This is a genomic window from Microcoleus pseudofavosus SVA1_A4, from assembly GCF_036700565.1.
In the GTDB taxonomy this organism is placed as follows: domain Bacteria; phylum Cyanobacteriota; class Cyanobacteriia; order Cyanobacteriales; family Microcoleaceae; genus Microcoleus.
Genome location: NZ_JAUBPE010000030.1, coordinates 19369 through 32557 on the forward strand (window position 1 = coordinate 19369; position 13189 = coordinate 32557).

A 13189-nucleotide genomic window follows, 5' to 3' on the forward strand; every position below is an offset into this window, starting at 1 on the left:
TAGATAAAATAATTGGGAATAACTGATTCTGTATGTGTTGGGATATTGCCTACAGTTGCATCCTTTTTTGAAACTTATATCACTTCCTCCCGGTGCTTAGGCACACCTTAACCCTGTTTTATTGAACGCAACATTTGCTTGACCGGTTAATCTAAATAACCAAGTTATTGCTAATATAGTTTAAGGGTAAGGTCGTGATTGCATTTTGACATATGCTCTTTTACGATCGCGCCAATTAGTTTTTATTTTGGGTAAATTTAGCACAGAGTGGAACACAATAGTTTCAAGTCAGAGGCCATAAAATTCGACAGCATTGTTATTAAAAGATGATCCTTCTGTCATCATGCTTTCCCTCCTTATTACCTCATAATTAAGCAGTGTAGCCGATGCAGTTCAAAGGTGGCTCCGATCGCCGTCCCAAAGCAGCAAGTGTCTCAGATCACAAGGCCGCTCGCTCCCCCTCACTACCAAAAAAACTAAAATTATGTCACATTAAGTAAAGGGTTATCAAAGAACTCTTGCCATATCCCTAGAAAGTTATGACAACAAAACTAAGAGCTACAGACATAGAAAAAATGGAGATAGACTGGCAGCAGTTGAGGGCAGACCAAGAACTAATTCTCAATCAAGTAGACAATGCGATCGCTCTGTTCGACTCGTCTGACTGTTTAGTTTTGTTTAACAAAAAATTGGCCGGAACCTGGGGACTGTCCCCAGAATGGCTCGCAACAAAGCCCAAGTGCGATGTGCTGTTTGCCGAAATTGTCGATCGGGGTTACTTGTCCGTTCAGCAGTGGCAACAGTTTCAGCAAGCACTGCAAAAATCTCAGGATGAAAGTTTATCATTTTATTTCGAGCAATCCAATGCGGTTTGTTTGGAGGTGTGCGCCACGATTACCAACAGCGGCGGACGGCTGTTTACCTTTCGAGACGTTACGGTATACCAAAACTCCCAAGCTAGCTTGAACGCAGAAGTCCGGCGGCTGACATTTCTGTTAGGTTTAACTGAACGGCTGCAAAACTCTCACAGTTTGCAAGAAATAGGTCAGTTTGCCCTCACCTATCTGGTAGGGGCAATGAATGCAGCTTTCGGAGATGTCAAGGTGATTAGCGGCAAGGGAAACGATCGGCAAGCGGTGGCGATTTACAACCAAGTTTCTAGTCAATTTCTGGCTACTTACGGGGAACCAGTCGCCGCAGAAATGCAAGAATTCCTAGACAAAGGCATTCCCTACGGCACCGGTTTGCTGTGGGAAGTTGTGAAAACCGGTAAACCTTTGTTGGTCGAGGATTATGCCCAACATCCCAATGCCGTGCCGGAATTTCGGCATCCGGGAATCGGACAACTGGGCATTTTTCCGATCGCAGCCACCGACGGTACAATTATCGGCGTACTGACGCTAGAGTCCCGCAACGTCAAAAAACTGCAAACCGCCCTCCACCAAGAAGTTCTGGAGGCTGCTTGCCGGACTCTGGGGGCGGCGATCGAGCGGACTCAGACACAAGAAAATCTGCGCCGAGTTAACAAACAATTAGAGTATTCTTCTCAGTTGAAATCCGAGTTTTTGGCCTCGATGTCCCACGAATTGCGGACGCCTCTCAACAGCATTCTCGGCTTTTCTGACTTGCTGCTGCGGCAAACGGCCGGACAGTTGGGCGATCGACAAATCAACTATGTAGAACTGATCGAAAAAAGCGGCCAGCACTTGTTGCAGCTAATCAACGATATTCTCGACCTTTCTAAAATAGAAGCGGGGAAAGTAGAACTCAATTTACAGCCTGTTCGCGTTCACGAACTCGCGACAGACTGTCTGAAAATGATGCAGCCGCGGGCCGACAAAAAGCGGATAGGTTTGTCTTTAGAACTCGACTACCGCATTACTAAAGTTTTGCTCGACGAACGGCGAGTGCGACAAATTGTGATAAATTTACTTTCCAATGCCATCAAATTTACCCCAGAACAGGGACAAGTTAAACTCAGCGGGCGTCTGGTCTACGGCAGTGAAATAAAGGGCGACTACCGGCCGGATTGTTCTCCTGTAAATGCCAGCACTCCTTATTTTTGTTTTGAGGTGAAAGACTCCGGCATCGGCATTCCTCAAGACCGCTGGCACTTGCTATTTCGACCTTTTCAACAGGTGGATTCTTCCCTGACCAGGCGCCACGAAGGTACAGGTTTGGGTTTGGCTTTGACTAAGCGGCTGGCAGAATTGCACGGGGGGACTGTTTCTTTTCAATCTGTTTGCGATCGCGGAAGTCTTTTCCGCGTTTGGCTGCCTTTGACGGAGATGCGTCAAGAGTTGGGAAACTTTGCGAATTGTGCCTTGGATTCCAAGTTAGTCCCTGCTTCTGCGATTGCTTTACCAATTGGCTGCAAGCGGATTTTGGTTGTCGAAGACCAGCCTTTTAACCAAATGTTAATTTCTGAGGTGATGGAATTGGAGGGGTACGGGGTAGAGATACTCGCGGATGGGAAGGCGATGCTCGATCGTATTCTCGCCGCCTCTACTGCGCCGGATTTGCTGCCGGATTTGATTTTGATGGACATTCAGTTGCCGGATGTTGACGGCTTTGAGTTGATGCGCCGAGTTAAAGCAGATCCTGTCTGGGAGTCGATACCGATGATTGCGGTGACGGCGATGGCGATGCCAGGTGACCGCGATCGATGTTTGGAAGCAGGCGCTTCTGGTTATTTGAGCAAGCCGCTGGATTTGAATTTGACGATCGCTACTGTCCGTTCTTTTCTCACCTAACAATAATTATTTGCAGTTGCAGCACTGCCATTTATAATAATTGATAACCAGAAAGGTTAAACTCAATATTAGATAAATATCTATAGGAATTGCGCACACTTGCCTCCGAAACCCGGTTCCTAAGAAAAATATCGAATTGAATAACTAGAAATACACGAATCAACCAGGTTTAGAGCATCTACACGCGCCAGTCCAGAGCTAAATTCAATATATATCATATTCCATGTCAAACAAGTCGCCCTGCATCATGTTGGTTGATGACGAGCCAGCTAATCTGATTTTACTCGAAGAGTTATTGCGCCTGGAAGGATACGCCACAGTATCGGCGCTATCTGGCCATGAAGCGCTCTCCCTCGCCCGCGCATCTCGACCAGATTTAATTTTACTGGATATTATGATGCCGGAGATGGACGGTTTTGATGTGTGCGAGCGCCTGCGGAACGATACAACATTGCAAACTGTACCGGTGATTTTTTTGACTGCCCTCGATGACGATACATCTCGCCTCAGAGGGTTGGAAATGATGGCCGATGATTATTTAACCAAGCCTTTTAACAGTCGCTTGTTGCTGGCGAAAGTTGAAAATGTTTTGCAGTTGAGCCAAATGCGATCGCAAGCTGTCTCTTCTCAATTCAACCAGCAGGTAAAAGAGCAAAGCAAACGCCAAATCGCCGCAGCTTGGGAGGCAAACGAATATCTTTCAGAAAAATTTCACCTATTTGTGCCGGAGCAGCTTCTGGGACGAATTGCGCCCCAAGGAATAGAATCTATTCAGTTGGGCAATGTCACAGAAGAAGAGCTGACTATTTTATTTTGCGACATTCGCGGGTTTACTGCGATCGCAGAATCTCAAGCAGCACGCGAGACCTTTGAATGGTTGAACGCTTTTTTTACTAAAATGAACGATTGCATAACGTCCCACGGTGGGTTTATTGACAAATACCTAGGCGATGCCATCATGGCAGTATTTGACAAGCCGAATTCTCACGCTATGGATGCGATCGAAGCCGCAGTAGCAATGCAAGAAAGTTTGCAGGAATTTAATGCCAGCCGCCACAAATACAATTTAGAATTTCCCGTCAATATCGGTACGGGAATTAACACAGGTATCGGCATGATCGGCACCTTGGGTTCCGACCGCCGGATGGACTCTACAGTCATCGGCGATGTGGTAAATACAGCTTCTCGGTTAGAAAATTTAACTAAAATATACGGTTGCCAAATTATTGTTAGCGAAAATGCGATCGTTCATGCGAGAGAATTTCTCAATAGCATAAGTCCGAACTCAAACTCAAAAGAAAGTCTATTATTAAAGTGCCACTTGGAAGTGGAAACACAGGAGAGTACGATTTCTACGAATCAGGCGACTGCGGCAGACAGCGAATCGCCAAGAAACAATTATTACTATCGCTGGATCGATCGAGTAACTCCCCGCGGCAAGCAGCAAGCTATTGAAATCTACGAAATCTGGGCCGCCTCCAGTCCAGACTCAGAAGCAAAGCAGCTTACCCAGGTTTTATTTGACAAAGGAATTCAAGGATGGCAATCCGAAAGATTTGTCGCCGCCTTGGGATATTTTCAGCAACTAATCGAACAAAACCCTGCTGATACAGTCGTCAGTTTTTATATCAACCGCTGCCAGGAAAAACTAGGTTTGATACCTCCAAATAGCAGCTCAGAATTGAGCTAATACCAATTCTTCAAAGTCTTGCAACAATGATGAGTGTGGGTTTGTTTACGCTCACTATTCTGCACCGGTGCGTCGCTCAAAGATTGTGGATATTATTTAAGATTTAAGGGTGGCGACGCACCCTACACATACTGTTGCATGAGTTTTAAGAATTAGTATAAATATCATATCAATTCCGGCTGCGCCGGAATGATATAGAGGACACGGCAGTGCCGTTTCCCTAACCCGATTAATTGTAGGGAAACGGCACTGCCGTGTCCTGATTTCGGGTAATATTAATTCCGATGCAACCGGAATTGATATCACTCGTTCGCAGGGAAACGGCACGGCGCCGTGTCCATACTAATTTTAGACCATCAAACAGCAGTCAAAACTTGCTCTCTCAACTTCCCAATCAACTCATTAACCCCTCCCGCATTCAAACGGTAACTCAAAGGATGACCGATCAAATAAGCCGAACTTTCAAACAAAACATCAATTTCCACCAAACCATTTTCCCGCAAAGTTTTGCCAGTCGAAACCAAATCCACAATAGCCTCCGACATACCCGTAATCGGCCCCAACTCCACAGAACCGTAAAGCGGCACAATTTCCACCGGCAAATTCAAATTGTGAAAATATTCCCTCGCACAGTGTACGAACTTAGAAGCAACTCTACCGTGAGGAGGCAAATCTACCGTTCGTCGATAAGAACTAGACTCTTTCACCGCCACCGACAGCCGACACTTGCCAAATTTTAAATCTATTAAATTTGCCACTTTCGGATTTTTTTCCCGCAAAACATCATAACCAGCAATCCCCAAATCAGCTTGACCGTATTCCACATAAACCGGCACGTCGTGCGTCCTTACTAGCAAAGCTTTTGCAGTTCCGGTAGGGTCATAAATTTGAAGTTGGCGGTTAGAGGAATCGAGAAAAGCACTGAAGTCTAATCCAACCGATTTAAACAGCCGAATGCTATCTCCTAACAGTCCGCCTTTGGGAAGTGCAACAGTAATCATGTCAATTTTTAGAGTGTAAATTGCTCAATTTGGGAAGGGGGCGATCGCGGTACAAGCAGAAACAGCTTTTACCAAACTCAGAATAACACATAGAGTTCACAGCGAAAAATAAATTTCGGGTATTGCTCGATCCTTTGTTTGGGTATATATTATATTTAATAACTTTTTATAGACTCACTTTTTTTTATGGCGGTCACTAGGGAAAACAATCGAGAGTTTGACAGTCAAGAATTTGACGGAGAATTTCACAGTGTAGACCCGGATTCCCTGAAAATTACAGTAGATGAAATCCTCTCAGGCGGCGGTCTAGAGGACGAGGAAATGGACTAGACAGTAGCCGTACCTAACGCTAACCGCGCCAGAATCCCCAGGGTCAAAGGCTTCTCATCCCATGTGAAATCAAGGGTGTTCGATCGCGCAGCCCGATCGAAGTTTGCAGAAAAACGCGGAACGCTGGGAGGCTGTTAGTGTAAAATGCTTGCAGAGGCTGGTGCAGATAACTGGACGATCGCGCTTCGCGCGAAGCCCTCGAAGAGGATCGCCATTGTGTATCGCGCCTTTGTGTATTCAACTCTAAAACTTAAAACTTAACGGGCGATCGCCAATAGCTGACAGCTAAATTATGACCAAATTGACACTCGTTATTGGCAACAAAAATTACTCCTCTTGGTCGCTGCGCGCTTGGCTGGCGATTAAACAAGCAGGATTGGAATTTGCCGAAGTCAGAATCTCCCTCGATGCGCCGACAACCCATGAGGAAATTCGGCGCTATTCCCCTTCTGGAAAAGTGCCAGTTTTAATCGACGGCGACCTGAAAGTGTGGGAATCTTTAGCAATTTGCGAATACATTGCCGATCGCTTTGCGAAGGATTTGTGGCCGGCCGATGTAGCGGAACGGGCGATCGCCCGTTCCATCAGCGCCGAAATGCACGCGGGATTCCAACATTTGCGCGAAAATATGCCGATGGACTGCCGCAACCGCTATCCCGGAGAAGGAATGACTCCCGGTGTCGAAGCAGAGATCGCTCGCATCTTTGCCATTTGGCGCGAGTGCCGCCAAAAATTCAGAACAGGTGGCGATATGCTGTTCGGAAAATTCACAGTTGTTGACGCTATGTTTGCCCCCGTTGTCATGCGTTTTGTTACTTACGGAGTCAAATTAGATTCCGAAGCAAAAGCTTATGCTGATGCGATTTTGGCACTGCCTGCAATCCAGGAATGGGTAGCCGCAGCTTACAGCGAATCGGAAAGTATTGCACACTTTAAAATGTAGCAAAAATCAGTTTAGTTAACCTAAAATCTCAAATCTAAAATCTAAAATTTGAAATCAGGATGCGGATTCTTTTAGTTGATGATGAAGTTGAGTTAACTGACCCTTTGAGTCGAGTTTTAAGCCGCGAAGGTTATACAGTTGATGTGGCATTTGACGGGGCAACTGGCAGCAATTTAGCAATGCAGGGAAATTACGATTTGCTAATTTTGGATTGGATGCTGCCGAAACAAACCGGACTGGCAATTTGCCAGAAGTTGCGATCGCAAGGACTGAATACGCCAGTGCTATTTCTCACCGCCAAAGATACCGTGGACGATCGCGTACAAGGACTCGACGCTGGTGCAGACGACTATTTAGTCAAACCTTTTGAACTGCGAGAACTGCTAGCCAGAGTCCGCGCCTTGCTGCGGCGGCCACCTACTTTTGATGTCGAGGTTGCTGTCGGGCGGCTGCAAGTTGCAGACTTACAGCTAGACTACGACAATCAATTAGCTTATCGGGGCGATCGCACAATTGACTTATCAGAAAAAGAATGTCAGTTATTAGAATACTTAATGCGCCATCCCGGTCAATTGCTAACACACGAACAAATCCACCAATATTTGTGGAGTGAAGCAGAAAAACCCAGCAGCAATGTATTAGCAGCTCAAATTCGCCTGCTGCGGCGAAAAATAGAAGCCCCGGGCGAATCCGTGCTAATTCACACAGTCTACGCCAGAGGCTATCGCTTTGGAGAAGCAAATTAATAATAATAGGAACTGTACAAAAATCCTTCTTCGTTTTTCGTTCTTCCTTCTTCGTTCTTCCTTCCTTCCTTCCTTCCTTCCTTCCTTCCTTCTTCGTTCTTCCTTGAACATCTGCTATATTATCTGTTGTCGCTAAAGTTTACGCCCTAAACCAGCCCCTACGGATCTTGACAAACCAAAGTAATTACTGTCACCTCTGGCGGACAAAATAGCCTCCCTGGCGCATAAGTTCCCAAACCGCGATTCACGTACAGCAAATTACTGCCAACCCGATGCAAACCGCTAGCCCATTCCCAGTGAGTAACTACTCGATCGCAAGCTGACAGATAAGGAATCCACTTTCGTATTGGTTCAGGAATCAAATAGCCAATTTTTCTGACCCAAGCGTACAAAGGCCCGATACCTGGAATCACGATTTGACCGCCGTGAGTGTGCCCAGAAAACTGCAAATCAATCCGCCACTTTTGCAGCTTTTCAGCAGTATCAGGATTGTGAGACAATACAATCCGAGGAATCGCGGGATTTATTGATGCCATTACAGGTTTAGGGGCAAAATCGCCCGACCAAAAATCTGCAAACCCAACTAAAGCCAATTCAGACCCCAAAGGATAGATTGCTTCATTGTACAAAACCCGAATCCCGACGCTATTTAAAGCATTAGCAACCTCTCTTTTTGCCCCTGGGTAATAATGGTCGTGATTGCCCAAAACCGCGTAAATTCCCGCCCGACTTTGCAAGTTTTTCAATCGCTGCACTAAGCCGTAAATAGGTGCGGGGTCGTAGGTAATAAAGTCGCCGGTTAAAAAAATCAGGTCTGGTTCGGCTTCATTAGCCGCCGCAATCGCCTCTTCAAGCAACCATTCCGACAGCCGCACCCCGTCATAGTGAAAGTCAGTAAGCTGTACAATTTTAGTACCGGATAGATTTGCTGGCAGATTGGCGATCGGTATTGTTAAATAGTCTACCCGCAATTTCCCAGTTAATAACCTGTGCATAAATCTAAGGTTTATTGATGACAGAGCGCAACCTCTAGCTTAGCAAATAAACAGGCAAGACTGCAAAACTAGATATTCTTCCCTCTTCCTTCGGTCATCTGACTAATAACTACTAATTGCTGACTAATAACTAATGATATCAATTCCGGTGGCATCGGAATTATATAGTGCGAGCGTCCCCGCTCGCGATCCAAGTCGCGAGCGGGGACGCTCGCACTGACATCATGCAAATATATTATTCCAATGCAACCCGAAACGATATAACTACTAACTGCTGACTAATGACTAAGCGGTAAGGTTCGCAGTGCGCACCCTACTAATAACTAAGCGGTAAGGTGCGCACTCTACTAATGACTCATGATTGATGACTTCATTTTTGATAAATAACCTCAAATTTTTCGACAACTTTTTTCTTATCTTTAACTATCACAGACGCAATTTTTATAAATTTAAAAATATCTTTAGTAGCGCTCTTGTTTGAAGGGGTTTTTCGCTAAGTATGCTATATATTTTAACTTTTTAAATTCTAATTGCTTCAAAAATTTACCGCTCCATACCAGGCATCTACTAATACTACTCCTGGTCGTAAGCCTCTCTCCAGACATTTGTCTACCAATTTTAATGCGATATCTGGCTTTTTCATGAATTCTGGGTCTGCTTTCCCTCCGCGAACGTGAACTCGCGTGTTGATATAATTCAACGTCTAATGGTAGGCTATGCAACTCCATCATATAAATGGGTCGTCACTAGCACTACCCCGTTGTCTGTTTTCCGAACTTCTCCTATCTCTGATTCATTGTTTAAGTCCCGTTAATAACGGTCAATCCTGCTTAGTGGAATCAAGTTAATAATAAAATCAAGCGTTCCGGTATTAATCGCCGACACGATTATTATACCGTTTCTAACTGGAATTTTCCGAGCTTTCCTCGAACCAGGGGAAGCTTGAGTATTAGGGTTTGTGGCACGCTTAAGAGAGCGCTTAAGAAACTTACACCGCTGAGTCTATCGAGGTTTACCTAGATTTTAAAAAGCCGCTATGATGCAAAGCGGCGCGTGACTGACCGCCTCAAGGCCGAGGGGAAGACCGCCGTGATTTCACGTCGCGGCAACCGCAAGACCCTGCGAACTTACGATACAAAATTGTACAAAGCCCGTCATTTGATTGAGAACTTTTTCGCCAAGCGGCTGCTGTATTGGGCAATCGCGACGCGCTATCATCCTAGGGCGGTGAACTTTCGGGGTGCGATTCATCTCGCTGCTGCGGTCATCTGGTTGAATTGATGACACGCCCTAAATTAACTTGACAGTGCCGTAAACTAATATGCCTGACCTTTTGAGCACCTTCTTTTCGACCAATTTCATTCCTCACGGGCATTGTTATCTCTGGAAACCGGGGTTAGTCTGGCTGCACTTAACGTCAGATGTAGTGACTACCCTCGCTTATTACTCGGTGGCGTTTGCCATTGTTTACTTTACGAAGGAGCGTAAGGATTTGCCTGCCCAGACGGTGATGCTGCTGGTGGGTTTCTTTTTTATCTTTGCCTTATGTGGCACGACCCACCTGATGGAAGTCGTGACACTTTGGCACCCTATATACTGGGTTTCAGGACTGATCAAAGCGGTAACTGGTGCTTGGTCTTTCTATACGTTCACCTTTTTACTGATTCCCTTAATTCCAGTGGCGCTCGATACGCCCAGTCCAGCCCAACTTGCGCTTACAAACCAGGAACTAGAGGAGAGCCGCCGCCGTATCGAGGCGATTAATGTGGAGCTAGAGCAACGGGTGCAGGAACGCACCGCCCAACTGGAAGCGTCTAATGACACCAAAGACGAATTATTGATGCGCGAACAAATGATTCGGGCCGAGGCAGAAGCAGCCAACCGTGCCAAGGATGAGTTTCTCTCTATTCTTTCTCATGAACTCAGAACTCCTCTCAACGCCATCTTAGGTTGGTCAACGATTTTACGGCAGCGAACTCTGAGTGAGGATAAGGTCGTGCGGGCTTTGGAGACGATCGAGCGGAACGCCAAGTCTCAAGCCCAGCTCATCGAAGACATTCTCGATATTTCTCGCATCATCACAGGTAAACTGCGCCTCCAAGTCCGTCCAGTCAAGCTCCTGCCCGTGATTGAATCGGCGATTGACTCTGTACGCTTGGCGGCTGAGGTAAAGTCAATTCGCCTGCAAAGCGTGCTCGATTCTGAAGCTGGCCCGCTCTTGGGTGATGCCGCTCGGTTGCAGCAAGTTGTGTGGAATCTCGTTTCTAACGCCATCAAATTCACGCCTAAAGAGGGGCGAGTCCAGATTCGTTTGGAGCGGGTTAATTCTCATGTTGAAATTACTGTCAGCGACACTGGACAAGGCATCAGCTCGGACTTTCTACCCTTTGTCTTCGATCGCTTCCGCCAGCACGACAGCACGACCACTCGCAGTTATGGGGGACTGGGGTTAGGGTTAGCCATTGTGCGTCAATTAGTTGAATTGCATGGCGGGACTGTAACGGTAGCGAGTCCAGGGATAGGACACGGGACGACTTTTACAGTCAAACTGCCCGTGATGATTATCCATCCACCAGCCAGCGACCCAGAGCGATTAAACTCGATCGTCGGGGCGAATGAGAGGGTTGATGCGTCTCCGACCCTTGAAGGCTTACAAATCTTAGTGGTAGAGGACGAGGGCGACGCGCTAGAGTTGCTGAGTACGATTCTGCAAAAGTATGGTGCTGATGTCATCGCTGTTGCTTCGGTCAAGGAGGCGTTGACGATTATCGAAACCTCAACCGATCGCAGCCCCGATGTTTTAGTGAGCGATATTGGGATGCCGGATGAGGATGGCTACTCCCTGATCCGCAAGTTGCGGCAACTTGAAGCGCAGCGAGGCGGTCGGCTACCCGCGATCGCGCTGACGGCTTATGCCGGGAGTGACGATCGTCGGCAGGCACTATTAGCAGGTTTTCAGATGCATTTGACCAAACCCGTAGATGCTGCCGAGTTAGTGGCGGTGGTTGCCAGCCTGACCGGACGTACGGGCAGGTGCTAAAACCCTGGTATATTGAGCTCGTCCTTTTACTGCTTCTGTCCCAAAAACTGTTCGAGAACAAATGTCGCGTTTGAGGATAATTGGGTTCTTGTGAGCTTTGGGTGAAGGCTAGGGGTTGTGCTGAATCAAGCTTGTGAGTGTGGTTTCCAGCACAAACATCTCTTAATTTGATTCAGGCAAAAGGTCTACTGTGTCAAGGATAGGAAGCACTCGGAGTGGTTATCGAGTAGAGCCGGCAGGACTTCTACATTCCCTAGGGCGCCAATTTCATCTTGGTGAGCGGTAATGGCGATCGACTTTTGCCGATTGCGACCGGGAATTAGGGCGATCGCATTGTCCGCGCGATCGAGCCAAGCATTCACTTCCAGGGCGGCGAATTTTTCCATCAACCGCTGGTTAATTTCCGACTCCGCACCGCTGGGAGAGTGCAGCATGAATAACTCTTCGATTGTTTGGAAAGTCGATCGAACTCTAACATTTTTGATTTCCGCGTTTTGGAGCGCATTTTGACATATATTAAAGCAGATTTAGTCTCAATTTACTATTGTCGGAGTGGAATTGAAGCAATGTTGAAAGATTGTCAGACAGGTAATTATAACAAGCGAGAAAAGTCATGCTAATAATCAGTTTGATATTACTGATAGCCATTGCCTATAGTTGCACTCTTACACGGGCAAAAAATTAAGACTACGGGAATTCAAAAATATGTGGGTAGGTTAACTGAATATGGGCGCTCGCTCGGGCGGCACAGTAGTTTTTGGATTGGATTATAGGGTCAATGCTGGGTGGTTGGGATGGAATGCAAGTCAAGATATTATTATTGAATTAATGAGAATCAGGCGTAACAAACTACCATTTTTTCAGAGGGGTATGAGGGCTATGTCATTGATTCTATCTATGTTCTGACTCTGGTTGTCACCCCGTGAAGGCAATTACTGGTGATAATCCGGTAAAACCAGAGCAGCGCGGTCGAATGAAACAAATGGCTCAAGCGTGGATACAATGGGGAAAAGAACACGGTTATGAATGGTAGGCTGGAATATCGCAAACTCTTGAGATTTCCTAATTTAGAGAATACTGAATATGAAGTAACAAGTGAAGAAACAGTAGATTATAATTGCTTTGCTTTCGTAGCTGGCGAAGAGGACTGTAGGTGGGACCCGGTAGACCCAGATGGATACTGGCTCGATGGTGTAGCAAGAGAGTTAACGTTGGATGCTTTTGTCAAGGCTTATCAAACTATTGGATATGAATGTTGCGATAATGGTGACATTGAACCGGGATTTCAAAAGATAGCAATATACACCTATAACGGTGAACCACAGCACGCTGCAATACAAGAAGACAATGGTATGTGGAAAAGTAAATTAGGGGATTGGGGAGATATCAAACATGAATTACAAGGGTTAGAAAATCCTAATTATTATGGGTCGTTCAACAAATTTTAAAACGACCTGTAAATCTACTAAAGTAGATCGAGTATCTGCAACAATTTATGCAATAATTTACGATCGAGCTAATTGGCTGAAGGCTTTGGGATTGAAGTTAACAGTTTCGGTTGCTCTTTCTTGATGAAGTGGAAAAAGCAGGTGCTGTTGAGTTGGTGGAGGTTGGTAAGGTTTGATTTGGGGCGATCGATCTTTTTGTTGACCACAGATGAACGCTGATGGGAAATGGTGTTAGCGAGGCTT

At 46.1% G+C, this 13189-nt stretch carries 12 protein-coding genes and 1 pseudogene; 9 read left to right on the forward strand and 4 right to left on the reverse strand.

Annotated elements, in window-relative coordinates; genetic code table 11:
* Positions 1 to 539 precede the first annotated feature (539 nt).
* A complete protein-coding gene (locus tag QUA02_RS14850) occupies positions 540 to 2753 on the forward strand; it encodes an ATP-binding protein (protein WP_333028861.1) in 2214 nt (737 codons plus the stop codon).
* Between the two features lie 223 nt (positions 2754 to 2976).
* The gene (locus QUA02_RS14855) at positions 2977 to 4443 is read left to right on the forward strand and encodes a response regulator (RefSeq protein ID WP_333028863.1); all 1467 of its coding nucleotides are present in this window, start codon (positions 2977 to 2979) and stop codon (positions 4441 to 4443) included.
* A gap of 356 nt (positions 4444 to 4799) precedes the next feature.
* On the opposite strand, the gene hisG is transcribed toward QUA02_RS14855, so the two are convergent.
* Positions 4800 to 5444: an ATP phosphoribosyltransferase gene (hisG, locus tag QUA02_RS14860; protein ID WP_332982837.1), complete on the reverse strand. Its 645-nt coding sequence runs from the start codon at positions 5442 to 5444 to the stop codon at positions 4800 to 4802.
* A 186-nt stretch (positions 5445 to 5630) separates the two neighbouring features.
* On the opposite strand from hisG, the gene QUA02_RS14865 reads away from it, so the two are divergent.
* The 3 genes from QUA02_RS14865 (at position 5631) to rppA (ending at position 7463) form a co-directional block, all read left to right on the forward strand.
* Positions 5631 to 5774, forward strand: a complete 144-nt coding sequence (locus QUA02_RS14865) for a hypothetical protein (protein WP_333028864.1) — start codon at positions 5631 to 5633, stop codon at positions 5772 to 5774.
* Positions 5775 to 6066: 292 nt separating this feature from the next.
* Positions 6067 to 6717 carry a glutathione S-transferase family protein gene (locus tag QUA02_RS14870; RefSeq protein WP_333028866.1) on the forward strand — a complete coding sequence of 217 codons (651 nt, stop codon included), beginning with the start codon at positions 6067 to 6069 and terminating at the stop codon, positions 6715 to 6717.
* 59 nt (positions 6718 to 6776) lie between these two features.
* On the forward strand, positions 6777 to 7463 hold the full coding sequence (gene rppA, locus QUA02_RS14875) for a two-component system response regulator RppA (protein ID WP_333028868.1): 687 nt from the start codon (positions 6777 to 6779) through the stop codon (positions 7461 to 7463).
* Between the two features lie 158 nt (positions 7464 to 7621).
* Here rppA and QUA02_RS14880 read toward each other — a convergent pair whose 3' ends face one another.
* Together QUA02_RS14880 and QUA02_RS14885 are read right to left on the reverse strand one after the other, a co-directional pair.
* Positions 7622 to 8458 (reverse strand): metallophosphoesterase, encoded by an 837-nt coding sequence (locus tag QUA02_RS14880; protein ID WP_333028870.1) that lies wholly within the window; start codon positions 8456 to 8458, stop codon positions 7622 to 7624.
* Between the two features lie 485 nt (positions 8459 to 8943).
* A pseudogene (locus QUA02_RS14885) lies at positions 8944 to 9244 on the reverse strand (transposase); the annotation flags it as partial.
* Between the two features lie 303 nt (positions 9245 to 9547).
* On the opposite strand from QUA02_RS14885, the gene QUA02_RS14890 reads away from it, so the two are divergent.
* Both QUA02_RS14890 and QUA02_RS14895 read left to right on the forward strand, forming a co-directional pair.
* Positions 9548 to 9739 carry a hypothetical protein gene (locus tag QUA02_RS14890; protein WP_445305171.1) on the forward strand — a complete coding sequence of 64 codons (192 nt, stop codon included), beginning with the start codon at positions 9548 to 9550 and terminating at the stop codon, positions 9737 to 9739.
* A 40-nt stretch (positions 9740 to 9779) separates the two neighbouring features.
* Positions 9780 to 11498, forward strand: a complete 1719-nt coding sequence (locus QUA02_RS14895) for a hybrid sensor histidine kinase/response regulator (RefSeq protein WP_333028872.1) — start codon at positions 9780 to 9782, stop codon at positions 11496 to 11498.
* 185 nt (positions 11499 to 11683) lie between these two features.
* Here QUA02_RS14895 and QUA02_RS14900 read toward each other — a convergent pair whose 3' ends face one another.
* Entirely contained in the window at positions 11684 to 11932 is a 249-nt protein-coding gene (locus tag QUA02_RS14900; RefSeq protein ID WP_333028874.1) for a hypothetical protein, read from the reverse strand.
* Positions 11933 to 12520: 588 nt separating this feature from the next.
* On the opposite strand from QUA02_RS14900, the gene QUA02_RS14905 reads away from it, so the two are divergent.
* The gene (locus tag QUA02_RS14905) at positions 12521 to 12946 is read left to right on the forward strand and encodes a DUF7689 domain-containing protein (protein ID WP_333028876.1); all 426 of its coding nucleotides are present in this window, start codon (positions 12521 to 12523) and stop codon (positions 12944 to 12946) included.
* Positions 12947 to 13018: 72 nt separating this feature from the next.
* Complete coding sequence (locus QUA02_RS14910; RefSeq protein WP_333028877.1) at positions 13019 to 13165, forward strand: hypothetical protein; 147 nt, start codon at positions 13019 to 13021, stop codon at positions 13163 to 13165.
* Positions 13166 to 13189 lie beyond the last annotated feature (24 nt).